The 20,980-nt window shown below is 58.5% G+C and carries 26 protein-coding genes; all 26 read left to right on the forward strand.

All coding sequences use genetic code 11. From position 1 onward, the window contains the following. Positions 1 to 53 precede the first annotated feature (53 nt). The 26 genes from ACR0L4_RS01125 (at position 54) to ACR0L4_RS01250 (ending at position 20,979) form a co-directional block, all read left to right on the forward strand. Complete coding sequence (locus tag ACR0L4_RS01125; protein WP_480509942.1) at positions 54 to 905, forward strand: hydroxymethylglutaryl-CoA lyase; 852 nt, start codon at positions 54 to 56, stop codon at positions 903 to 905. Between the two features lies 1 nt (position 906). Beyond that, positions 907 to 1,695: a crotonase/enoyl-CoA hydratase family protein gene (locus ACR0L4_RS01130; protein WP_480509944.1), complete on the forward strand. Its 789-nt coding sequence runs from the start codon at positions 907 to 909 to the stop codon at positions 1,693 to 1,695. Positions 1,696 to 1,881: 186 nt separating this feature from the next. Next, on the forward strand, positions 1,882 to 2,247 hold the full coding sequence (locus ACR0L4_RS01135; protein ID WP_480509946.1) for an NADH-quinone oxidoreductase subunit A: 366 nt from the start codon (positions 1,882 to 1,884) through the stop codon (positions 2,245 to 2,247). Beyond that, positions 2,238 to 2,771 (forward strand): NuoB/complex I 20 kDa subunit family protein, encoded by a 534-nt coding sequence (locus ACR0L4_RS01140; RefSeq protein ID WP_037307875.1) that lies wholly within the window; start codon positions 2,238 to 2,240, stop codon positions 2,769 to 2,771. Before ACR0L4_RS01135 ends, ACR0L4_RS01140 begins: the two co-directional genes overlap by 10 nt. Before the next feature lie 12 nt (positions 2,772 to 2,783). Then, complete coding sequence (locus ACR0L4_RS01145; RefSeq protein ID WP_170748413.1) at positions 2,784 to 3,389, forward strand: NADH-quinone oxidoreductase subunit C; 606 nt, start codon at positions 2,784 to 2,786, stop codon at positions 3,387 to 3,389. Further along, positions 3,389 to 3,562, forward strand: coding sequence for a hypothetical protein (locus tag ACR0L4_RS01150; protein ID WP_170748414.1), 174 nt, complete (start codon positions 3,389 to 3,391; stop codon positions 3,560 to 3,562). The genes ACR0L4_RS01145 and ACR0L4_RS01150 overlap by 1 nt, the downstream gene beginning before the upstream one ends. 1 nt (position 3,563) lies before the next feature. After that, positions 3,564 to 3,686: a hypothetical protein gene (locus ACR0L4_RS01155; protein WP_480509949.1), complete on the forward strand. Its 123-nt coding sequence runs from the start codon at positions 3,564 to 3,566 to the stop codon at positions 3,684 to 3,686. Further along, positions 3,686 to 4,909, forward strand: coding sequence for an NADH-quinone oxidoreductase subunit D (locus ACR0L4_RS01160; protein ID WP_170748415.1), 1,224 nt, complete (start codon positions 3,686 to 3,688; stop codon positions 4,907 to 4,909). Before ACR0L4_RS01155 ends, ACR0L4_RS01160 begins: the two co-directional genes overlap by 1 nt. Beyond that, the gene (locus tag ACR0L4_RS01165) at positions 4,906 to 5,280 is read left to right on the forward strand and encodes a hypothetical protein (protein WP_170748416.1); all 375 of its coding nucleotides are present in this window, start codon (positions 4,906 to 4,908) and stop codon (positions 5,278 to 5,280) included. Before ACR0L4_RS01160 ends, ACR0L4_RS01165 begins: the two co-directional genes overlap by 4 nt. Then, positions 5,280 to 6,377, forward strand: coding sequence for an NADH-quinone oxidoreductase subunit NuoE (nuoE, locus tag ACR0L4_RS01170; RefSeq protein ID WP_480509951.1), 1,098 nt, complete (start codon positions 5,280 to 5,282; stop codon positions 6,375 to 6,377). Before ACR0L4_RS01165 ends, nuoE begins: the two co-directional genes overlap by 1 nt. Positions 6,378 to 6,408: 31 nt before the next feature. Continuing rightward, complete coding sequence (locus tag ACR0L4_RS01175; RefSeq protein ID WP_170749229.1) at positions 6,409 to 6,630, forward strand: DUF5337 domain-containing protein; 222 nt, start codon at positions 6,409 to 6,411, stop codon at positions 6,628 to 6,630. A gap of 12 nt (positions 6,631 to 6,642) precedes the next feature. After that, a complete protein-coding gene (gene nuoF, locus ACR0L4_RS01180) occupies positions 6,643 to 7,941 on the forward strand; it encodes an NADH-quinone oxidoreductase subunit NuoF (RefSeq protein ID WP_480511114.1) in 1,299 nt (432 codons plus the stop codon). After that, positions 7,941 to 8,444, forward strand: a complete 504-nt coding sequence (locus ACR0L4_RS01185; protein ID WP_480511116.1) for a DUF3291 domain-containing protein — start codon at positions 7,941 to 7,943, stop codon at positions 8,442 to 8,444. The genes nuoF and ACR0L4_RS01185 overlap by 1 nt, the downstream gene beginning before the upstream one ends. Before the next feature lie 5 nt (positions 8,445 to 8,449). Then, a complete protein-coding gene (locus ACR0L4_RS01190; protein WP_480509953.1) occupies positions 8,450 to 8,803 on the forward strand; it encodes a hypothetical protein in 354 nt (117 codons plus the stop codon). 98 nt (positions 8,804 to 8,901) lie between these two features. Beyond that, entirely contained in the window at positions 8,902 to 9,306 is a 405-nt protein-coding gene (locus ACR0L4_RS01195) for a DUF5333 domain-containing protein (protein ID WP_480509955.1), read from the forward strand. 3 nt (positions 9,307 to 9,309) lie between these two features. Beyond that, a complete protein-coding gene (gene nuoG / locus ACR0L4_RS01200) occupies positions 9,310 to 11,331 on the forward strand; it encodes an NADH-quinone oxidoreductase subunit NuoG (RefSeq protein WP_480509957.1) in 2,022 nt (673 codons plus the stop codon). A 45-nt stretch (positions 11,332 to 11,376) separates the two neighbouring features. Continuing rightward, a complete protein-coding gene (gene nuoH, locus ACR0L4_RS01205) occupies positions 11,377 to 12,414 on the forward strand; it encodes an NADH-quinone oxidoreductase subunit NuoH (RefSeq protein ID WP_480509959.1) in 1,038 nt (345 codons plus the stop codon). A 231-nt stretch (positions 12,415 to 12,645) separates the two neighbouring features. After that, entirely contained in the window at positions 12,646 to 13,140 is a 495-nt protein-coding gene (gene nuoI / locus ACR0L4_RS01210) for an NADH-quinone oxidoreductase subunit NuoI (protein ID WP_480509961.1), read from the forward strand. Beyond that, positions 13,137 to 13,547, forward strand: a complete 411-nt coding sequence (locus tag ACR0L4_RS01215) for a carboxymuconolactone decarboxylase family protein (RefSeq protein ID WP_480509963.1) — start codon at positions 13,137 to 13,139, stop codon at positions 13,545 to 13,547. Before nuoI ends, ACR0L4_RS01215 begins: the two co-directional genes overlap by 4 nt. Further along, complete coding sequence (locus ACR0L4_RS01220) at positions 13,544 to 14,146, forward strand: NADH-quinone oxidoreductase subunit J (RefSeq protein ID WP_480509965.1); 603 nt, start codon at positions 13,544 to 13,546, stop codon at positions 14,144 to 14,146. Before ACR0L4_RS01215 ends, ACR0L4_RS01220 begins: the two co-directional genes overlap by 4 nt. 5 nt (positions 14,147 to 14,151) lie before the next feature. Next, entirely contained in the window at positions 14,152 to 14,682 is a 531-nt protein-coding gene (locus tag ACR0L4_RS01225; protein WP_480509967.1) for a hypothetical protein, read from the forward strand. After that, on the forward strand, positions 14,679 to 14,984 hold the full coding sequence (gene nuoK / locus ACR0L4_RS01230; protein WP_050602759.1) for an NADH-quinone oxidoreductase subunit NuoK: 306 nt from the start codon (positions 14,679 to 14,681) through the stop codon (positions 14,982 to 14,984). Before ACR0L4_RS01225 ends, nuoK begins: the two co-directional genes overlap by 4 nt. A gap of 7 nt (positions 14,985 to 14,991) precedes the next feature. After that, entirely contained in the window at positions 14,992 to 17,172 is a 2,181-nt protein-coding gene (gene nuoL, locus ACR0L4_RS01235) for an NADH-quinone oxidoreductase subunit L (RefSeq protein ID WP_480509969.1), read from the forward strand. Then, positions 17,172 to 18,716: an NADH-quinone oxidoreductase subunit M gene (locus ACR0L4_RS01240; RefSeq protein WP_480509971.1), complete on the forward strand. Its 1,545-nt coding sequence runs from the start codon at positions 17,172 to 17,174 to the stop codon at positions 18,714 to 18,716. The genes nuoL and ACR0L4_RS01240 overlap by 1 nt, the downstream gene beginning before the upstream one ends. Positions 18,717 to 18,731: 15 nt before the next feature. After that, positions 18,732 to 20,174 (forward strand): NADH-quinone oxidoreductase subunit NuoN, encoded by a 1,443-nt coding sequence (nuoN, locus tag ACR0L4_RS01245; protein ID WP_480509973.1) that lies wholly within the window; start codon positions 18,732 to 18,734, stop codon positions 20,172 to 20,174. Positions 20,175 to 20,229: 55 nt separating this feature from the next. Next, the gene (locus ACR0L4_RS01250; protein WP_480509975.1) at positions 20,230 to 20,979 is read left to right on the forward strand and encodes a biotin--[acetyl-CoA-carboxylase] ligase; all 750 of its coding nucleotides are present in this window, start codon (positions 20,230 to 20,232) and stop codon (positions 20,977 to 20,979) included. The last annotated feature ends 1 nt before the right edge of the window (position 20,980 follow it).

Genomic DNA, 20,980 nt, shown 5'->3' on the forward strand with positions numbered 1-20,980 from the left:
GCAAGGTCGCGATATCCGAGTATGGAACGACAAGAAGCCTGGGAGGGTGAGATATGGGAGAGCGGGTCGAAATCTTTGAGGTGGGCCCTCGGGACGGGCTTCAGAACGAAAAACGCGAAATTCCAGTGTCCGAGAAAGTGGCGCTGGTGAATTGCCTGTCGCGCGCAGGGTTCAATCGGATCGAAGTCGCCAGTTTTGTCTCACCGAAATGGGTGCCGCAGATGGCGGGCAGCGGCGCGGTTCTGGCCGGGATCACACGTGCCGACGGTGTACGCTATGCGGCTTTGACCCCGAATATGCATGGGTACGAGGATGCGCTGTCGGCCAAAGCAGATGAGATCGCGGTTTTTGCGTCAGCCTCGGAAGGGTTTTCAAAAGCCAACATCAACGCAACCATCGCCGAGTCGATAGACCGTTTCCTTCCAATCCTTGAGGCCGCACGGCACATAGATCTGCCAGTGCGCGGCTATGTCTCTTGCGTGACCGATTGCCCCTATGATGGCCCGACGCCGCCGGATAAGGTCGCCGAGGTTGCGGATTTGCTGTTTTCGCACGGCTGTTACGAGGTATCTCTGGGCGATACGATCGGACAGGGCACGCCGGACAAGATCGCCCATATGCTGCTCGCAGTGCGCGAGCGTGTCCCGGTGACGCGGCTGGCGGGCCATTTCCACGACACAAACGGTCGGGCGATTGACAATATCGACGCGTCGCTGGCACTGGGCGTTCGGGTGTTTGACGCGGCTGTTGGGGGCTTGGGGGGATGCCCCTATGCGCCTGGGGCCGCAGGAAATGTCGCGACCGAGGCTGTTGCCGCACATGTGGAGCGGCTGGGATATAAAACCGGTCTGGACGCGACTGTTCTCGAAGAGGCCGCGCAGATAGCGCGCGGGATGCGGGGCTGAAATGTTTGAAACAATCTCGTTGAGCATGGACACGAGGGGTGTGGCGACCCTGACGCTGACCCGCGCCGAAAAACACAATGCCATGTCGGCACAGATGATTGGCGAGTTGCAAAAGGCGGCCTTGCAGCTTGGTCAGGACGAAACAGTACGTGTGGTGGTCCTGACGGGCGCGGGCAAGAGTTTTTGCGCGGGCGGTGATCTGGGCTGGATGCGGGACCAAATGGCGGCGAATCCGGAAACCCGGTTTGTCGAAGCGCGCAAACTGGCAGAAATGCTGAACGCTTTGAACACGATGCCCAAACCGCTGATCGGCGCGTTGCAGGGCAATGCGTTCGGGGGCGGTGTCGGACTGGCCTCGGTCTGTGATGTCGCTGTTGGCGTCGATACGCTCAAGATGGGCTTGACCGAAACCAGATTGGGTCTGATCCCGGCCACCATCGGCCCCTATGTCGTCGCCCGGATGGGCGAGGCGCGGGCCCGGCGTGTGTTCATGTCCGCGCGTCTGTTCGATGCTGCCGAGGCGGTAGAGCTTGGGTTGTTGGCCAAGGCAGTGCCTGCAGACCATCTGGACAGCGCGATAGAAGCGGAAGTCCGTCCCTATCTGGCCTGCGCGCCGGGGGCTGTTGCGTCGGCAAAGCTGCTTGTTCAAAACCTTGGGTCCGGGCTTGACGACAGCGTGATCGACCATACCATTCAGGCATTGGTTGCACGATGGGAAACGGACGAGGCGCACGAGGGGATTGGCGCCTTTTTTGAAAAACGTAAACCCAAGTGGAACAACGAAGTTTGACTTTGCTTGCCTAGAACCTACTGACTGCAAGCCGCCGTGATTCCCCGAGTGCTGTCAAGTACAGGAATGATGCAGTGTGCGCTTGTGTTCGGTTGACCCCCTGACCGCGCGGGGCTAGAGAATGTCGAGTCAACACGCCAATTGACGGCGCGGCCCGAACGGGGACGCGCAGGAAAGGAGCTACACGTGGAAGACCTGCTGCGGGAATACCTCCCGATCCTGGTGTTTCTTGCCGTGGCCATCGGCCTTGGAATTGTCCTGATTCTGGCGGCTGTCGTACTGGCCGTTCGCAATCCCGACCCTGAAAAAGTCAGCGCCTATGAATGCGGTTTCAACGCGTTCGACGATGCCCGGATGAAGTTTGATGTCCGGTTCTATCTGGTGGCGATCCTGTTTATCATCTTCGATCTGGAAATTGCCTTCCTGTTTCCATGGGCCGTCGGCTTCAAGGATCTCAGTGACGTAGGCTTCTGGTCGATGATGGTGTTCCTTGGCGTTCTGACCATCGGCTTTGCCTATGAATGGAAGAAAGGGGCGCTGGAATGGGAGTGATGACGGGTGCAAACACCGCCGGCGTCGACAAAGAAGTCGCCACCCAGGCCCTCAATGCCGAGTTGCAGGACAAAGGTTTTCTGCTGACTTCGACCGAAGATATCATCAACTGGGCCCGTACCGGCAGCTTGCACTGGATGACCTTTGGTCTGGCCTGCTGCGCGGTTGAGATGATGCATACCTCGATGCCGCGCTACGATGCGGAACGGTTTGGCATTGCGCCGCGTGCATCCCCGCGCCAGTCGGATGTGATGATCGTGGCGGGTACGCTGACCAACAAGATGGCGCCCGCGCTGCGCAAGGTTTACGACCAGATGCCCGAGCCGCGCTATGTAATCTCGATGGGGTCCTGCGCCAATGGCGGCGGCTACTACCATTATTCTTATTCCGTCGTGCGCGGCTGTGACCGCATTGTGCCTGTGGACATCTACGTTCCGGGGTGCCCCCCAACAGCTGAGGCTCTGCTATACGGTCTGATGCAGCTGCAACGTAAAATACGCCGTACTGGCACGATTGTGCGCTGAGGAGAAAGCTGGATGAGCGAAGCACTCGAGGAACTCGGCACGCAACTGGAACTCAAACGCACAGACTGTGTTGTGGCCTGGGATGTCAGCCATGGCGAGTTGAATGTGGATGTCGCCCTTTCTAACCTGTTTGAGTTCGTGGAGTTTCTGAAATCCGACCAGAACTGCAAATTCTCGACACTGGTCGACATTACGGCAGTCGACTACCCCGAGCGCGCCAAACGGTTCGATGTGGTCTATCATTTCCTGTCGATGTATCAGAACCAACGCATCCGCCTGCGGGTTTCTGTGCGTGAAGAGGACATGGTGCCCTCGATTGTCGACATTCACCCCTCGGCCAACTGGTTCGAACGCGAGGTGTTCGACATGTTCGGCATCCTGTTCTCGGGCCACCCGGACCTGCGGCGCATCCTGACCGATTATGGGTTCCGTGGCCATCCGTTGCGCAAGGATTTTCCAACCACGGGCTATACCGAAGTGCGCTATGACGAGGCGCAAAAGCGCGTGGTCTATGAGCCCGTTTCGCTGGTGCAGGAATACCGCCAGTTTGATTTCATGTCCCCATGGGAAGGTGCGAATTACATTCTTCCAGGAGACGAAAAACAGGAGGCCGAGTGATGGGTGGTATCTGGTGGTTGATCTTGTCGGCGCTGACCATCATTCCGATGGTCAAGATTCTGCCGTTCTTCGGGATCAACAAAGTCTGGTGCCTGCTCTGTCTGATCCCGTTTGGTACGATCGCATTGCTGTGGTGGGTCGGGATCAAGCTACAGGAATTGGAGCGCCGCTGAGATGCTGGGGGAACTGATCGTAATGGGGGCGCTGGGCGTGCTTCTTGCCGGAGCAGCAGCAAAGGCGGCTGAGGCACAAAAGGTCCGGGTGCGCGCGGATGCGAAGAAGAAGCGGGGGCGGTGATGGACGGCTCAAGATATGATGACGGCAGCACGGACGCGCTGAGCGGAGAACAGAAAATCCGCAACTTCAACATCAACTTCGGCCCGCAACACCCTGCGGCGCATGGAGTCCTGCGTCTCGTGCTTGAGCTGGACGGTGAGATCGTTGAACGGTGCGACCCGCATATCGGCCTGTTGCACCGTGGTACCGAAAAGCTGATGGAAAGTCGGACGTATCTGCAGAACCTGCCGTATTTCGACCGTCTGGATTACGTGGCGCCGATGAACCAGGAACATGCCTGGTGTCTGGCCATCGAAAAGCTGACCGGGGTCGAGGTGCCGCGCCGTGGCTCTCTGATCCGGGTGCTGTATTCCGAGATCGGGCGCATCCTGAACCATCTGCTGAACGTGACCACGCAGGCGATGGATGTGGGCGCGCTGACCCCGCCGCTCTGGGGGTTCGAAGAGCGTGAAAAGCTGATGGTGTTCTATGAACGCGCCTGTGGTGCCCGCCTGCACGCGGCCTATTTCCGCCCCGGCGGTGTGCACCAGGACCTGCCACCGGAATTGCTGGACGATATCGAGGCGTGGAGCCATGAATTCCCTGCCGTTCTCGACGATATCGACGGCCTGCTGACCGAAAACCGCATCTTCAAACAGCGCAACGCCGATATCGGCGTCGTGACCGAAGATGATATCCAGAAATACGGCTTCTCGGGCGTGATGGTGCGTGGTTCGGGTCTGGCCTGGGATTTGCGCCGCGCGCAGCCCTATGAATGCTATGACGAATTCGAGTTCCAGATCCCCGTCGGCAAGAACGGCGACTGCTATGACCGCTACCTGTGCCGCATGGAAGAGATGCGCCAGTCGCTGCACATCATCCGTCAGGCCGTCGCCAAAATCCGCGACTGCCCCGGAGACGTTCTGGCCCGTGGCAAGATCACCCCGCCGTCACGCGCGGATATGAAGACCTCGATGGAGAGCCTGATCCATCACTTCAAGCTGTATACCGAAGGTTTCCACGTCCCCGCAGGCGAGGTTTATGCCGCCGTCGAGGCCCCAAAGGGTGAATTCGGCGTCTATCTGGTCGCCGATGGCACCAACAAGCCCTACCGCGCCAAGCTGCGCGCGCCGGGTTTCCTGCACCTGCAAGCCATGGACCACGTTGCCGGAGGGCATCAACTTGCTGATGTCGCTGCGATCATCGGCACAATGGACGTTGTGTTTGGGGAGATTGACCGGTGAGGCTATTTTTCCTTTCAGTTGCCTATACATTCGCGGCCGGCGCGAGCTTCGCTCAAAACAGTTGGGTGTTATCAGCAGACGGGAGCGCGGAGGGCGTTTCGGAAGGCGCGATTTATATTCAGGAACTATTGGACGGCTATACGGACGAAGGTTCTACCGCGCTGTATGACACTAATTCACCAGAAGCGAGAATTGAGTTTTGCAAAAGTCGATTGAGTTATGCCGAGCGCTCACTTGCTCAAGCGCTGTCGGACTTTGAGTATTCGGTCAGCATCTCTGTTAAAGGAGTTGCTTCCCATAATCTGGGCACCGAATGCACGCTGAATTCAACACGTAAAGCTGAAATCAAACTCGAAGGGCCGACCGAATAATGCTCCGCCGTCTTCACCCAGAACAACCCGAAAGCTTTGCCTTCACCGCTGCCAATCGGCAATGGGCCGAAGCGCAGATCACCAAATACCCCGAGGGCCGTCAGGCCAGCGCGGTCATCCCACTGCTGTGGCGCGCGCAGGAACAGGAGGGCTGGCTGTCCCGTCCGGCGATTGAATCCGTCGCTGATATGCTGGGCATGGCCTATGTCCGCGTGCTTGAGGTCGCGTCCTTCTACTTTATGTTCCAGTTGCAGCCCGTTGGGTCTGTTGCGCATATTCAGGTTTGCGGGACGACGTCCTGCATGATTAGTGGGGCCGAGGATCTGATCGCTGTCTGCAAGGACAAGATTGCGGCCAAGCCGCATGTTTTGTCCGCCGATGGCAAGCTGAGCTGGGAAGAGGTCGAATGCCTGGGCTCTTGCGCGAATGCCCCGATGGCGCAGATCGGCAAGGACTATTACGAGGACCTGACCGCCGAGAGCTTTGGCAAGATCATCGACGATCTGGCGGCGGGCAAGGTACCGACGCCCGGCCCTCAGAACGGGCGCTATGCGGCGGAACCGTTGAGCGGGCTAACCAGCCTGACCGAGCATGACGCCGGAAAACCAAAGCATAACGCCAGCGTGGCCTTGGCGACTGATCTGGCGGATACCGTCAAGCGGATCGACGGGACCGAGGTGCCGATCCTGACCCCGTGGCTGGGCAAGGATGGCAAGGCGGCGTCAACCAAGGCGGCTCCGAAGCCGCCCAAGGCACCTGCGCCTGCGAAACCCGCTGTAAAGCAAGCGGCAGAGGCGAAGGCCAAGGAAAGCCAGCCCGAAACGCTAAGCGCGGCGCGAGATGGCAAGGCGGATGATCTGAAGATGCTGAAGGGCGTCGGTCCCAAGCTCGAGCAGACGCTGAACGAACTTGGGTTCTACCATTTCGACCAGATTGCAACATGGACGCCAGAACAGGTGGCATGGGTCGATACCCGGTTGAAGTTCAAAGGCCGGATTGAACGGGACGGTTGGATCGAGCAGGCGGCCAAGCTGGCGGCAGGGGAAGAGACCGAATTTGCCAGACGTGCCAAGGAAGATGGCACATACGAGGATTAAGGCGCGTGCCCATCCGGGGCACCGAGGTGAGATGGACAAGGACAAGGAACTGGCCATAGCCCGCAAGGGTCGTCACATCGGCATAGTCATCGCGGTGACTATGGCGTTTTGGCTTGCCATGAACCTGTTTGTCGGTCCCGCAATGGAGCTGACGGCGCGCCACGCGCTGCTGTTTGACCTCGCCGCGTTGGCCGGGTTCATCTATGCGGGCGTCAACATTTTTCAACTCTGGCGCATGCGTCAGGACAGCTGAAGGTAACACATGATGCTGAAGGATCAGGACCGGATCTTTACCAACATCTACGGGATGCACGAGCGCACGTTGCGCGGTGCACAGGCCCGGGGGCATTGGGACGGCACCGCTGGCCTGATCGAAAAGGGCCGTGACTGGATCATCCAGACGATGAAAGATTCAGGCCTGCGCGGTCGCGGTGGTGCGGGGTTCCCAACTGGCTTGAAATGGTCATTCATGCCCAAGGAAAGCGATGGGCGTCCGGCCTATCTGGTGGTCAATGCGGATGAATCCGAGCCCGGCACTTGCAAGGACCGCGAGATCATGCGCCATGATCCGCACACGCTGATCGAAGGCTGCCTGATCGCATCGTTCGCGATGAACGCGCATACCTGCTATATCTACCTGCGCGGTGAATATATCCGTGAGCGTGAGGCGCTGCAGGCTGCGATTGATGAGGCCTATGATGCGGGCCTTCTGGGCAAGAACGCTGCCGGTTCGGGCTGGGATTTCGACGTTTTCCTGCACCACGGGGCCGGGGCCTATATCTGTGGCGAGGAAACCGCCCTGATCGAAAGTCTTGAGGGCAAGAAGGGCATGCCGCGGATGAAACCTCCGTTCCCGGCGGGCGCGGGTCTGTATGGCTGCCCGACCACGGTGAACAATGTGGAATCCATCGCCGTTGTGCCGACCATCCTGCGCCGCGGTGCCGATTGGTTCGCGGGTTTTGGCCGCCAGAACAACGCGGGCACCAAGCTGTTTGCGATCTCGGGCCATGTGAACAACCCGTGTGTCGTCGAAGAGGCGATGTCGATTTCCTTTGAAGACCTGATCGAAACCCATTGCGGCGGCATTCGCGGCGGTTGGGACAATCTGCTTGCCGTGATCCCCGGTGGCTCGTCCGTGCCGTGTGTGCGGGGGGAAAACATGCGCGACGCGGTCATGGATTTCGACTATCTGCGCAACGATCTGGGCTCGGGTCTCGGAACCGCTGCGGTCATTGTGATGGACAAGTCAACCGACATCATCAAGGCGATCTGGCGCCTGTCCAAGTTCTATAAGCACGAAAGCTGTGGTCAATGCACGCCTTGCCGCGAAGGCACCGGGTGGATGATGCGGGTGATGGAGCGTCTGGTGCGCGGTGAAGCGGAACTGGAAGAGATCGACATGCTGTTCGACGTCACCAAACAGGTCGAAGGCCACACGATCTGCGCGCTTGGTGATGCTGCGGCCTGGCCGATTCAGGGCCTGATCCGCAATTTCCGCGAAGAAATTGAGGACCGCATCAAGGCCCAGAAATCGGGCCGTATCGGCGCGGTGGCAGCGGAATGATGATGCAGCCCGACGGATATCATCTGGCCGAGTTGAACGTTGGCCGCCTGTTGGCCCCGACGGATGACCCCCGGGTGGCGGAATTCATGGCCAATCTCGACAGGATCAACGGATTGGGCAAACGGATGCCTGGCTTTGTCTGGATGATGGAGGGTTCGGGTGAACCGGGCACCGGGAATACGGAAAATGCGATTGGCGACGATCCTCAGTTTGTCGCGAACCTGACGGTCTGGGAAGATGTCGCCAGTCTGGAGAAATTTGTTTGGGGGACCATCCACAAGCAATTCTATGAGCGGCGTCAAGAGTGGTTCGAACTGTTGGGGGACCAGCATTTTGTGATGTGGTGGGTGCCTGAAGGACACCAACCGGCCCTTGATGAAGCCTTGACGCGTTTGGATCGCCTGCGCGCGGAAGGCCCGAGCGAACACGCCTTTGGATGGGCGGATTTGAAACAAGCAAGCAAGTGGCGCGACAATCGCTGCGCCCAGGTCGCGGCGGAGTGAACGGGATGAAAACAAAACTCTCAATCATCGCCGGCCTTTGCGGGCTTTTGCTGATCTCGGCCTGTGGCACCATCACGTCGTCCGAGGACCGTGTCTTGTTTGACGGTCAGTTTTTCCGGGCCAAGGCCAAAGCGGTGGACAAGAAGGTGTCTCCGACCGATTTCACCGTGGTTGTGAACAATGTCTCTGCCTCGCTGGACGGCGCGCGCGAAGCGGGTCGTTTCGAAGGTACGAAATATTGTGTTCAGAATTTCGGCTCGTCCCGTATTGCGTGGAAAGTTGGGCCGGACTCAGAGCCGCAAAACCTGCGCATCAGCGATGATAAACTGACCTTTGCAGGAAGCTGCACGCGACCATGAGCCAAGGTATTGCATATCACAAACTCGCCCGGAGGATGCTATTGCATAGCAGACCCGCCGCCAATCATCTTGGGAAACCCAAGATGAAAGGACCTGTGATGTCATATATCATAACCATTGCCCTGAGCGTTCTTTTTGCGTTTCCGGCAGCTGCCGAAGCCAAGCCGCCCTTGAGGGAAGTCAAAGAGATCGACAACGAGCTCTACTATATCGCGGTCGCGAATGAGATCTCTGAGTATTGTCCTTCGATCAGCGGGCGGCGTCTGAAGGCAATTAACGTGATGTGGGGGCTACGGTCTCAGGCGAACAAGCTGGGCTATTCAGATCGGGAAATCCGGGCCTATGTCGAATCGGACGCCGAAAAGGACCGGATGCGCGCCAAGGGCGAGACCTATCTGGCGTCTAATGGTGTTACCTATGAGAACCCGAATTCCTTTTGCACGCTTGGGCGCAAGGAAATCGACAGAAACAGCGCCATCGGCGTTTATTTGAGGGCGAACTAAATCATGTCTGACCTTCGCAAAGTGAATATCGACGGCACAGAAATCGAAGTCGATGGCGCGATGACACTGATTCAGGCCTGTGAAGAGGCCGGGATCGAAGTGCCGCGGTTCTGCTATCATGAACGTCTGTCTATCGCCGGGAACTGCCGGATGTGCCTGGTCGAGGTTGTGGGCGGCCCGCCGAAACCTGCGGCCTCCTGTGCGATGCAGGTGCGTGACCTGCGTCCGGGGCCTGAAGGTCAGGCTCCGCAGGTCAAGACGAACTCGCCCATGGTCAAGAAGGCCCGCGAAGGCGTCATGGAGTTCCTGCTGATCAACCACCCCCTGGACTGCCCAATTTGCGATCAGGGTGGAGAATGCGACCTGCAGGATCAGGCCATGGCCTACGGTGTCTCGGGCTCGCGCTTCAAAGAAGCCAAGCGCGCCGTTGATGATCTGGATCTGGGACCGCTGGTTGGTACGGCGATGACCCGTTGCATCAGCTGTACCCGGTGTGTGCGGTTTACCACCGAGGTCGCCGGGATCACACAAATGGGTCAGACCGGGCGCGGGGAGGATGCCGAGATCACCTCGTATCTGAACCAGACTCTGGTGTCGAACCTGCAAGGCAACATCATCGACCTCTGCCCGGTTGGTGCGCTGACCTCTAAACCTTATGCGTTTACGGCGCGCCCGTGGGAGTTGACCAAGACCGAGAGCATCGATGTCATGGATGCTCTGGGCTCGAACATTCGCGTGGATACAAAAGGGCGCGAAGTCATGCGCTTCCTGCCACGTAACCATGACGGCGTGAACGAGGAATGGATCAGCGACAAGACCCGCTTTGTGTGGGACGGCCTGCGCCGTCAGCGGCTGGACACGCCCTATTTGCGCGAAAATGGCAAACTGCGCCCGGCCTCATGGTCCGAGGCGTTGACCAAAGCGGCAGAGGCGCTAAAGGGTGCTGAGAAACCGGCTGGGATTGTTGGCGATCTGGCTCCGGTTGAAGCGGTTTTTGCGTTGAAGCAGATGATCGAAGGGCAGGGCGGTGTTGTCGAATGTCGGACGGATGGGGCCAAGCTGCCTGCGGGCAACCGTGGAGCCTATGCCGGGACTGCTTCGATTGAAGACATCGACATGGCCGAGCGTATCCTGCTGATCGGCACCAATCCGCGTGATGAAGCTCCGGTGCTCAACGCGCGTATCCGCAAGGCCTGGACGCATGGGGCCGAGATTGCTCTGGTCGGTCCGGCAGCTGACCTGACCTATGACTATCATCATGTGGGCGACGACCGCGCGGCTCTGCAAAAGGTTGTCGACATGGGCGGCGATGACGAGATCAAGGCCAAGGCCTCGTTGGTCATTGTCGGTCAGGGGGCCCTGCAGGAAGCAGATGGTGCAGCCGTTCTGGCTGCGGCACAAGCCGTTGCAAAAAGTACTGAAAGCGGTCTGATCATTCTGCACACCGCGGCTTCGCGCGTCGGCGCGATGGACGTGGATGCGACAAATGCGGCTGGCATGGATGCCGTCAGCTCCGCAGATGTGATCTTCAGCCTTGGCGCGGATGAGGTGGAAATCGGTGACGGTGCGTTTGCAATCTATCAGGGCAGCCACGGCGACCGCGGTGCCCACCGCGCCGACGTGATCCTGCCCGGCGCGGCCTATACCGAAGAAAACGGCCTGTTCGTAAACACCGAAGGCCGCCCGCAACTGGCGATGCGCGCCGGGTTTGCTCCGGGTGAGGCCAAGGAAAACTGGGCGATTCTGCGCGCGTTGTCCGCAGAGTTGGGGGCCACGTTGCCCTTTGACTCCCTGGCCCAACTGCGCACGGCATTGATCGAAGCGGTTCCACATCTGGCCCGTATCGACGAAGTGATTGAAAACGAGGTTCGACCGCTTGATCCCGGTTCGTTGGGCCAGGCGACATTCCGCAATGCGGTCAAGGATTTCTACCTGACCAACCCGATTGCGCGCGCCTCGCAACTGATGGCCGAGCTTTCGGCGCAAGCCAAAGCCCTGAAAACCGACAGGATCGCCGCAGAATGATCCGAACCGCTGATATATCCCCGACGACCCACGGTGTGAGGACCAATGGCTGATTTCTTTAACACCCCAGGCGGTATCGCCCTGATCATTCTGGCGCAGGTGCTGGCCGTGGTCGCCTTTGTAATGATCTCTCTGTTGTTTCTCGTTTACGGAGACCGCAAGATCTGGGCAGCCGTCCAGATGCGCCGGGGCCCGAACGTGGTGGGCGCGTACGGCCTGCTTCAATCGGTGGCGGATGCGTTGAAATACGTGGTCAAAGAGGTGGTCATTCCAGCGGGTGCAGACCGGACTGTATTTATCCTCGCGCCGCTGACCAGCTTCGTTCTTGCCATGATCGCCTGGGCGGTGATCCCGTTCAACGATGGCTGGGTGCTGTCGGATATCAACGTCGCGATCCTATATGTCTTCGCCGTGTCTTCTTTGGAAGTTTATGGCGTGATCATGGGCGGTTGGGCGTCAAACTCAAAGTACCCATTTCTTGGCTCTCTGCGCTCGGCTGCGCAGATGATTTCTTATGAGGTGTCAATCGGCCTGATCATCATCGGCATCATCATTTCGACCGGATCGATGAATTTCGGCCATATCGTCGAGGCGCAAGACGGCCGCTTCGGATTCTTCAGCTGGTACTGGCTGCCGCATTTCCCGATGGTCTTCCTGTTCTTCATCTCGGCACTCGCGGAAACCAACCGCCCGCCGTTCGACCTGCCCGAGGCGGAATCGGAATTGGTCGCAGGTTATCAGGTCGAATACTCGGCTACGCCTTTCCTGCTGTTCATGGCTGGTGAATACATAGCCATCTTCCTGATGTGCGCGCTGACAACGCTGCTGTTCTTCGGGGGCTGGCTGTCGCCGATCCCTGGCCTGCCCGATGGCGTGCTGTGGATGGTCGCCAAAATGGCGTTCTTCTTCTTCCTCTTCGCGATGGTCAAGGCGATCACGCCGCGCTACCGCTATGACCAACTGATGCGGTTGGGCTGGAAAGTATTCCTGCCGTTCTCACTGGCCTGGGTAGTCTTCGTGGCCTTCGCGGCGAAATTCGACTGGTTCTGGGGCGCGTTTGCGCGTTGGAGCGTGGGGGGATGACATGGATTGTGAGCCGCCCTTCCGCTACGACGACTACGAACGCTTTTGGAACTGTCAAAGTGGTTTGTCGCAGGAGGTCCGCGAAATGTTAGTGGAACGTTGCGCGAATGACCAAGACAGCGTGATTCTGAATATGATTGAGGTGTCTGGAGTTGTGTATACGATTTCGGCGAAATGCGCTGACATCCGGACTCAAGAAGATCACTCGACAAGTGTTGATGAGGTAACCGAATGACCCAAATCGACTACACCCGCGCTGCCAAGTACTTTCTGCTGCAAGACTTTTGGGGCGGCTTCAAACTTGGCATGAAGTACTTCTTCGCACCCAAGGCCACCGTGAACTACCCGCATGAAAAGGGGCCGCTGTCGCCGCGTTTTCGCGGCGAACACGCCCTGCGTCGTTATCCAAACGGCGAGGAACGCTGTATCGCCTGCAAGCTCTGTGAGGCGATTTGTCCGGCGCAGGCCATCACCATCGATGCTGAACCGCGCGAAGACGGCAGCCGCCGCACCACGCGCTATGACATCGACATGACCAAATGCATCTATTGCGGCTTCTGTCAGGAGGCCTGCCCGGTCGATGCCATCGTCGAAGGGCCGAACTTTGAATTCGCCACCGAAACCCGGGAAGAGCTGTTCTACGACAAGGAAAAACTGCTGGACAATGGCGAACGCTGGGAAGCCGAAATCGCCCGCAATCTGGAAATGGACGCGCCGTACAGATGAGTGACACGCCGACAAATCCGTTCGAGTTGATGATGAAGCAAGCGCAGGACATGGCCAAGGCGATGAACCCGGCGATGGAAAGCTTCTCGCCAAAGGGGTTCGAGGCGCTATGGCCGACCATGCCGAAAGAAGTCATGGAGATGATGTTCGGCAATGCCGTCAACACCGACGGGCTGGATGCCAAAACACGCCTGCTGCTGACGCTGGCCGGGCTGACCTGCCAGGGCGCGCAGGCTGATACCGCCGTGCGTCAGACAGTGCGCCACGCGCTGGAAGCGGGCGCTAGGAAACAAGAGATCGTCGAAACGATCGGTCAGATGTCGGTCTTTGCCGGCATCCCGGCCATGACCCGCGCGCTGGAACTGGCGCAAGAGGTCCTGGGCGATAACGAGGATGAGGATCAATGACCGTCTTTGCCTTCTATCTGTTTGCCATCAGCGCCATCACCGGCGGGCTGTTCACAGTGATCAGCCGCCAGCCGGTACACTCCGTGCTGTGGCTGATCCTGTCCTTCCTGTCCTCGGCGGGGCTGTTCGTGCTGCTGGGGGCCGAGTTCGTGGCGATGCTGCTGATCATCGTCTATGTCGGCGCGGTCGCGGTGCTGTTCCTGTTCGTGGTGATGATGCTGGACGTGGACTTTGCCGAGCTCAAGGCTGAGATGGCGCGCTATATGCCGCTGGCTCTGCTGATCGGTCTGGTCATCCTGATGCAGTTTGTCATGGCCTTTGGGGCTTGGGACAGCGCGCAGGGCGTGCCTGTTAACTTGGCCCAGCCGATCCCGGCAGACCGCCACAACACCGAGGCGCTGGGTGTCATCCTTTACGATCAATACTTCCTTCTGTTCCAGCTTGCGGGTCTGATCCTGCTGGTGGCCATGATCGGCGCTATCGTGCTGACGCTGCGCCACCGTCAAGACATCAAGCGTCAGGACATCATCGGCCAGATGATGCGCGACCCGGCCAAGGCGATGGAGTTGAAGGACGTGAAACCGGGGCAGGGGTTGTGAGGACAATGTTCGGCACTACGAAGATAGTGGCATTTTTTGCTGCTGCGCTTTCCTGCGCCTCTTCGATGGCAATCGCGTGTGACATGCCTGTGCCTGAAGACAACTTACCTATACGCACTCTCAGTAACTGCTCTTTTGAGAACGCTGGGCCGCTAGATAGCGGCTGGGGGCGCGAAGCTCGTTTGCATTCGTCAGGTTTGGTGTCTCAGATTGTTTCTTACAATGACTATTTTCGCCTGATGGTTTCGGATTGCCTGAAAGGTGAGACCAAAGTTGTCTGGGCGAAGCCTGATCCACAGATAAGTACCGGATGCGGTGGCACTTTTGACATGGCAATTCACTTGAGCCCGGCTGGGCCAATAGATGTTGATAGCGCGGAGTCGCTTACCGTCTTGAAGAACGACATCGAGGCAAAAGGGTTCACACTCGACGAGACCTTTTTGGATACGCTTGGGCTGTACCCCTCTAATGATCGCATAGACTACACGTGCGGCTGCAAACTCTACTACCCCGACTCGCCAGGAGCGAAGCTATGATCGGACTTGAACACTATCTTACGGTCGCGGCGACGCTGTTCGTTATCGGCATCTTCGGTCTCTTCCTGAACCGCAAGAACGTCATCATCCTGTTGATGAGCATCGAGTTGATGCTGCTGGCGGTGAATATCAACCTCGTGGCGTTTTCCAGCTTCCTCGGCGATCTGGTCGGGCAGGTCTTTACGTTGTTCGTGCTGACTGTTGCGGCGGCCGAGGCGGCGATTGGTCTGGCCATTCTGGTCTGCTTCTTCCGCAACCGTGGTTCGATCGCGGTTGAAGATGTTAATATGATGAAGGGCTAAGAGAACTATGGAAACCACCATCCTCTTCGCCCCTCTCGTGGGCGCGCTGCTCTGCGGGTTCGGCTGGAAGTTCATTGGCGAGAAAGCCGCGATGTGGACCGCAACGGGTCTGTTGTTTCTGGCCTGTCTGCTGAGTTGGATTGTCTTCCTGACCTTCGACGGAGTAACCCAACAAATCGAAATCCTGCGCTGGATCGAGAGTGGCTCGCTGTCGACAAGCTGGGCCATTCGTCTGGACCGCCTGACCGCGATCATGCTGATTGTTGTGACGACCGTCTCCGCTCTCGTTCACCTTTATTCCTTCGGCTACATGGATCACGATCCGCAATGGCGCGAGGGCGAAAGCTATAAGCCCCGCTTCTTTGCCTATCTGTCCTTCTTTACCTTTGCCATGCTGATGCTGGTGACGGCTGACAATCTGGTTCAGATGTTCTTTGGCTGGGAAGGCGTAGGCGTTGCCTCCTATCTGCTGATCGGGTTCTATTATCGCAAATCCTCGGCCAATGCGGCAGCGATGAAGGCGTTCATCGTCAACCGGGTGGGGGATTTCGGATTTGCGCTGGGGATCTTCGCGATCTTCTTCCTGACAGACAGCATCAACTTTTCGGACGTCTTTGCCTCGGCCTCCGACCTGTCGGAACTGCAACTCAACTTCCTGTGGGGCGAGTGGAACGCCATCGAAGTGATCTGCGTGCTGCTGTTCATCGGCGCGATGGGCAAGTCGGCGCAGTTGATCCTGCACACATGGTTGCCGGACGCGATGGAAGGCCCGACCCCTGTGTCGGCCCTGATCCACGCCGCGACCATGGTGACTGCAGGTGTCTTCCTGATCTGCCGTATGTCGCCACTGATGGAGTTCGCACCGGGCGCGACAGCGTTTATCACCTTCCTTGGGGCCTCGACGGCGTTCTTTGCGGCGACGGTGGGATTGGTGCAGACAGACATCAAGCGCGTCATCGCGTATTCGACCTGTTCCCAGCTGGGATACATGTTTGTGGCCGCCGGTGTCGGCATGTATTCGGCTGCGATGTTCCACCTGCTGACGCATGCTTTCTTCAAGGCGCTGTTGTTCCTTGGCGCGGGTTCAGTGATCCACGCGATGCATCACGAGCAGGAGATGACCGAATATGGCGGTCTGCGGAAAAAGATCCCGTATACATTCTGGGCGATGATGATTGGAACTTTGGCGATTACCGGTGTGGGTATCCCGCTGACCACCTTCGGCTTTGCCGGGTTCCTGTCCAAGGATGCGATCATCGAAAGCGCCTTTGCGGGCGGCACAGGTTATGCCTTCTGGATGCTGGTGATTGCTGCGGTCTTCACGTCATTCTACAGCTGGCGTTTGATCTTCCTGACCTTTTATGGCGAACCGCGCGGGGACAAGCATACGCATGATCACGCGCATGAAAGCCCGAAGGTTATGCTGGTACCTCTTGGCGTTCTGTCGCTGGGCGCAGTGTTTGCCGGGATGCTCTGGTACAACAATTTCTTCGGCCACACGGACAAAGTCGGCAAATTCTACGGGATTCCGGTGGCCGAGGCCTCGGCGCATGGTGAAGGTCATGACGAAGCGACCCATGCCGAACATGTTGCTGATGGCACCGCCGAAGAGCACCACGGTGAAGATAACGCCGATGCCCACTCGGATGAGGCGCACGGGGATGATCATGCGGATGAGGCGCATGGCAAGAAAGACGGCCACGGAGATCATCACTATGTCTTCGCGGGCGAACCGGGTGAGGGCGCTTTGTATATCGCACCGGACAATACCGTGCTGGATGACGCCCATGCCGTCCCGAAATGGGTCAAGGTCTCGCCTTTCGTGGCGATGCTGCTTGGGTTTGTCGTGGCCTATTGGTTCTACATCGTAAACACCACGCTGCCCGCGCGGCTCGCTGCAAACCAGCGTCCGCTCTACCTGTTCCTGCTGAACAAATGGTATTTTGACGAGATCTATGACGCGATCTTTGTCAAACCGACCGTGGCCCTTGGCCGCTTCCTGTGGAAGCGCGGGGACGGCAAAACGATCGATGGCTTCCTGAACGGAGTAGCAATGGGCGTTGTTCCCTTTTTCACCCGCCTCGCAGGCAAGGCGCAGACCGGGTACATCTTCACCTATGCTTTCTGGATGGTGCTGGGCATTGCGGCCCTTGTGACCTGGATGTCGATCGGCGGAGGGGCGCAGTAATGGACAATATCCTTTCCATCGTCACCTTCATCCCAGCCATTGCAGCGGGTATTCTGGCCCTGTTCCTGCATGGCAATGATGCGGCGGCGCAACGCAATGCCAAATGGGTCGCCCTACTGGCGACCTCTGTGACCTTCCTGGTCTCGATCGGCATTTACACGGGTTTTGATCCCAACGACACCGGCTTCCAGATGGTGGAAGAGGGTGAGTGGTTGCTGGGCCTGAAGTACAAAATGGGCGTGGACGGCATCAGCGTTCTGTTCGTGTTGCTGACAACTTTCATCATGCCCCTGACCATTCTGGCCAGCTGGAACGTGACCGACCGGGTCAAGGACTACATGATCGCCTTCCTGCTGCTGGAAACGCTGATGCTGGGCGTGTTCATGGCGCTGGATCTGGTGCTGTTCTACCTGTTCTTCGAGGCAGGCCTGATCCCGATGTTCCTGATCATCGGCATCTGGGGCGGGGCGAACCGCATCTATGCCAGCTTCAAGTTCTTCCTCTATACCTTCCTCGGTTCGGTGCTGATGCTGGTGGCGATGGTGGCAATGTATGCCGATGCGGGCACCACGGATATCGAGGCGCTGATGAGCCATCAGTTCTCGTCCGAAAGCTTCAGCGTCTTGGGCGTCTATATCGTCGGCGGGATGCAGACATTGATGTTCCTGGCCTTCTTCGCCAGCTTCGCGGTGAAAATGCCGATGTGGCCGGTGCATACGTGGTTGCCGGATGCGCACGTACAGGCCCCGACCGCAGGGTCAGTGGTGCTGGCGGCGATCCTGTTGAAGATGGGCGGCTATGGCTTCCTGCGGTTCAGCCTGCCAATGTTCCCGGTTGGCTCGGCAGTGATGACTGACTTGGTCTTGTGGATGTCAGCCATCGCCGTTGTTTACACCTCGCTCGTGGCATTGGTGCAGGAGGACATGAAGAAGCTGATCGCCTATTCCTCGGTCGCGCATATGGGTTTCGTGACCATGGGGATTTTTGCGGCGAACCAGCAGGGTATTGATGGCGCAATCTTCCAGATGCTCAGCCACGGGTTTATCTCGGCGGCGCTGTTCCTGTGTGTTGGTGTGATCTACGACCGAATGCACACCCGTGATATCGAAGCATATGGCGGTCTGGTGATCCGCATGCCCGCCTATGCGCTGGTCTTCATGCTGTTCACCATGGCCAATGTGGGCCTGCCGGGCACGTCCGGGTTCATCGGTGAATTCCTGACCCTGATGGGCGCGTTTCAGGTCAACACCTGGGTGACAGCGGTCGCGGCGACTGGTGTGATCTTTTCGGCGGGTTATGCGCTGTGGCTTTACCGTCGGGTCGTGTTTGGTGACCTGATCAAGGAAAGCCTGAAGGCGATGACCGACATGAGCTCGCGCGAGCGGTTGATCTTTGCACCGCTGATCGTGATGACCATTCTGCTGGGGGTCTACCCGTCGCTGGTGACCGATGTGATCGGCAATTCGACTGCCGCGCTGATTTCGAACTATGACACGGCTCTGGCCGCGGCTAAGGCTGCGACCCAGACAGCCGCCTCGCATTAAGGGAGCTTTGGAGACATGATCCAGGCTGATCTGACAATAATCCTGCCAGAGATTGTTCTGGCCGTATATGCGATGGCTGCTTTGATCGGGGCCGTCTACACGACGAAAGATGGGCTGGCACCGGTGCTGGTGTGGACGACGGCGGGCTTGATGGCGCTGCTGTCCTTCTGGATTGCGACCAATGGTGACGGCACGAATGTCGCCTTCAATGGCATGTTCATCGACGATGGCTTTTCCCGTTTTGCCAAGGTTGCGATCCTGCTGTCCGCAGCCGCCGTTCTGGTCATGAGTCAGGACTACATGGCGCGCCGCGACCTGCTGCGGTTCGAATACCCCTTGCTGGTCGCATTGGCTGCCGTGGGCATGATGATGATGGTCAGCGCGGGCGACCTGATGTCGCTTTACATGGGATTGGAGCTGCAATCGCTGTCGCTGTATGTCGTGGCCGCGCTGCGCCGGGACAGCGCGAAATCGACCGAGGCCGGTCTGAAATACTTCGTGCTGGGCGCGCTCAGCTCGGGTCTGCTGCTCTATGGTGCTTCGCTGGTTTATGGGTTCACCGGAACCACTCTGTTCTCGGGTATCATCGCGACCGTTCAGGCCGGAGAGGTCTCGATTGGCCTGCTGTTCGGACTGGTCTTCCTTATCTCGGGTCTGGCTTTCAAGGTCTCTGCCGTGCCGTTCCACATGTGGACGCCGGATGTATACGAAGGCTCTCCGACCCCGATTACAGCCTTCTTCGCCACTGCGCCGAAAGTGGCCGCCATGGCGCTGTTTGCGAGACTGCTTCATGACGCGTTTGGCGGCATCGTGAAAGACTGGCAGCAGGTCATCGTCCTGCTGTCGGTTCTGTCGATGCTGCTGGGGGCCGTTGCGGCGATTGGTCAACGCGACATCAAACGCCTGATGGCGTTCTCGTCGATTGCCCATATGGGTTATGCGCTGATCGGTCTGGCGGCAGGTACAGAGTTGGGCGTAAAAGCCATGCTGATGTATCTGGCCATCTATGTGACGATGAACATCGGCACGTTCGCTTTCATCCTGATGATGGAGCGAGACGGGAAACCTGTTACCGACATTGACGCACTGCGGCAGTATTCCAAGCGTGATCCGGGAAAGGCACTGGCTGTTTTGATCCTGATGTTCTCGCTTGCAGGCGTGCCGCCGATGCTGGGCTTTTTCGCCAAGTTCGGCGTTTGGCAGGCAGGTGTCAGCGCCGGGTTAACCGGACTGGTCATCGTTTCGGCCATCGCCTCGGTGATCGGCGCGTTCTACTATTTGCGGATCGTGTTCTACATGTATTTCGGGGCCGAGAACGAAGAGCCGATTGAAACCCGGTCGACGCCCGTTCTGTGGGTTGCTCTGATGGGGTCGGCCGCATTGATGCTGGTCGGTGTGTTCTATCAGTTCGGTGTCGAAGGCGCGGCGGCTGCTGCGGCTGCAACGCTTGTCAATTGATGTAGGACGTATCCAAATTGGAGGGGGCTCGGTCACATGATCGGGCCTTTTTGGCATGAGTAAATGGCCCCAAGGCTATGGCCTGCACGAGGTGCAGGAAGTTGATAGCACCCTGAACGAGGCGGCACGGATCGCCCCCAGCGCCAGTGGTCCGGTCTGGATCATGGCGCATCACCAGACAGCGGCGCGCGGGCGACGTGGGCGCGCGTGGTCCCACCCGATGGGGAATCTGGCCGCGACGTTGCTGATGCGTCCGCAAGGTGCACCCGAACAGGCGGCATTGCGCAGTTTTGTGGCGGCGCTGGCGCTGTTTGACGCTTGTGTGGCGGTCACAGGGCGGGCGGCGGGCCTGTCTCTGAAATGGCCAAATGACGTTTTGCTGAATGGTGGCAAGCTGGCTGGTATCTTGCTGGAAAGCACGGGGCAGGGGCGCGGCGTGGCCCATCTGGCCATCGGCATCGGCGTCAATCTGGCCAATGCTCCGGATGCGGATGCAGTGGAACCCGGAGCGGTCCGTCCCGTATCGCTGCTGTCGGAAACCGGAGCACATGTCTCGCCCGAGGATTTTCTGACCGAACTTGCCGCCGCCTATGCCGGCTACGAAGCCCAGTTCGTCACCTACGGATTCGAGCCGATCCGCACGGCATGGCTTTCGCGGGCTGCCCGGCTGGGCGAGGTCATCACCGCCCGCACCGGCACCTCGGAAACGGTGGGAACATTTGAAACGGTGGACGCGGGGGGCAACCTTGTCCTAAACACCGCGAAAGGCCGCGTGAACATTCCCGCGGCGGATGTGTTTTTCTGAA

The sequence above is a fragment of the Ruegeria sp. AB5 genome, assembly GCF_056542645.1.

Excerpts from the sequence above, each read along its gene's own strand:
- ACR0L4_RS01125 (WP_480509942.1), top strand. The coding sequence starts at position 54 with ATGGGAGAGCGGGTCGAAATCTTTGAGGTGGGCCCTCGGGACGGGCTT.
- ACR0L4_RS01130 (WP_480509944.1), top strand. The coding sequence starts at position 907 with ATGTTTGAAACAATCTCGTTGAGCATGGACACGAGGGGTGTGGCGACC.
- ACR0L4_RS01140 (WP_037307875.1), top strand. The coding sequence starts at position 2,238 with ATGGGAGTGATGACGGGTGCAAACACCGCCGGCGTCGACAAAGAAGTC.
- ACR0L4_RS01145 (WP_170748413.1), top strand. The coding sequence starts at position 2,784 with ATGAGCGAAGCACTCGAGGAACTCGGCACGCAACTGGAACTCAAACGC.
- ACR0L4_RS01150 (WP_170748414.1), top strand. The coding sequence starts at position 3,389 with ATGGGTGGTATCTGGTGGTTGATCTTGTCGGCGCTGACCATCATTCCG.
- ACR0L4_RS01155 (WP_480509949.1), top strand. The coding sequence starts at position 3,564 with ATGCTGGGGGAACTGATCGTAATGGGGGCGCTGGGCGTGCTTCTTGCC.
- ACR0L4_RS01160 (WP_170748415.1), top strand. The coding sequence starts at position 3,686 with ATGGACGGCTCAAGATATGATGACGGCAGCACGGACGCGCTGAGCGGA.
- nuoE (WP_480509951.1), top strand. The coding sequence starts at position 5,280 with ATGCTCCGCCGTCTTCACCCAGAACAACCCGAAAGCTTTGCCTTCACC.
- ACR0L4_RS01175 (WP_170749229.1), top strand. The coding sequence starts at position 6,409 with ATGGACAAGGACAAGGAACTGGCCATAGCCCGCAAGGGTCGTCACATC.
- nuoF (WP_480511114.1), top strand. The coding sequence starts at position 6,643 with ATGCTGAAGGATCAGGACCGGATCTTTACCAACATCTACGGGATGCAC.
- ACR0L4_RS01185 (WP_480511116.1), top strand. The coding sequence starts at position 7,941 with ATGATGCAGCCCGACGGATATCATCTGGCCGAGTTGAACGTTGGCCGC.
- ACR0L4_RS01190 (WP_480509953.1), top strand. The coding sequence starts at position 8,450 with ATGAAAACAAAACTCTCAATCATCGCCGGCCTTTGCGGGCTTTTGCTG.
- ACR0L4_RS01195 (WP_480509955.1), top strand. The coding sequence starts at position 8,902 with ATGTCATATATCATAACCATTGCCCTGAGCGTTCTTTTTGCGTTTCCG.
- nuoG (WP_480509957.1), top strand. The coding sequence starts at position 9,310 with ATGTCTGACCTTCGCAAAGTGAATATCGACGGCACAGAAATCGAAGTC.
- nuoH (WP_480509959.1), top strand. The coding sequence starts at position 11,377 with ATGGCTGATTTCTTTAACACCCCAGGCGGTATCGCCCTGATCATTCTG.
- nuoI (WP_480509961.1), top strand. The coding sequence starts at position 12,646 with ATGACCCAAATCGACTACACCCGCGCTGCCAAGTACTTTCTGCTGCAA.
- ACR0L4_RS01215 (WP_480509963.1), top strand. The coding sequence starts at position 13,137 with ATGAGTGACACGCCGACAAATCCGTTCGAGTTGATGATGAAGCAAGCG.
- ACR0L4_RS01220 (WP_480509965.1), top strand. The coding sequence starts at position 13,544 with ATGACCGTCTTTGCCTTCTATCTGTTTGCCATCAGCGCCATCACCGGC.
- ACR0L4_RS01225 (WP_480509967.1), top strand. The coding sequence starts at position 14,152 with ATGTTCGGCACTACGAAGATAGTGGCATTTTTTGCTGCTGCGCTTTCC.
- nuoK (WP_050602759.1), top strand. The coding sequence starts at position 14,679 with ATGATCGGACTTGAACACTATCTTACGGTCGCGGCGACGCTGTTCGTT.
- nuoL (WP_480509969.1), top strand. The coding sequence starts at position 14,992 with ATGGAAACCACCATCCTCTTCGCCCCTCTCGTGGGCGCGCTGCTCTGC.
- ACR0L4_RS01240 (WP_480509971.1), top strand. The coding sequence starts at position 17,172 with ATGGACAATATCCTTTCCATCGTCACCTTCATCCCAGCCATTGCAGCG.
- nuoN (WP_480509973.1), top strand. The coding sequence starts at position 18,732 with ATGATCCAGGCTGATCTGACAATAATCCTGCCAGAGATTGTTCTGGCC.
- ACR0L4_RS01250 (WP_480509975.1), top strand. The coding sequence starts at position 20,230 with ATGAGTAAATGGCCCCAAGGCTATGGCCTGCACGAGGTGCAGGAAGTT.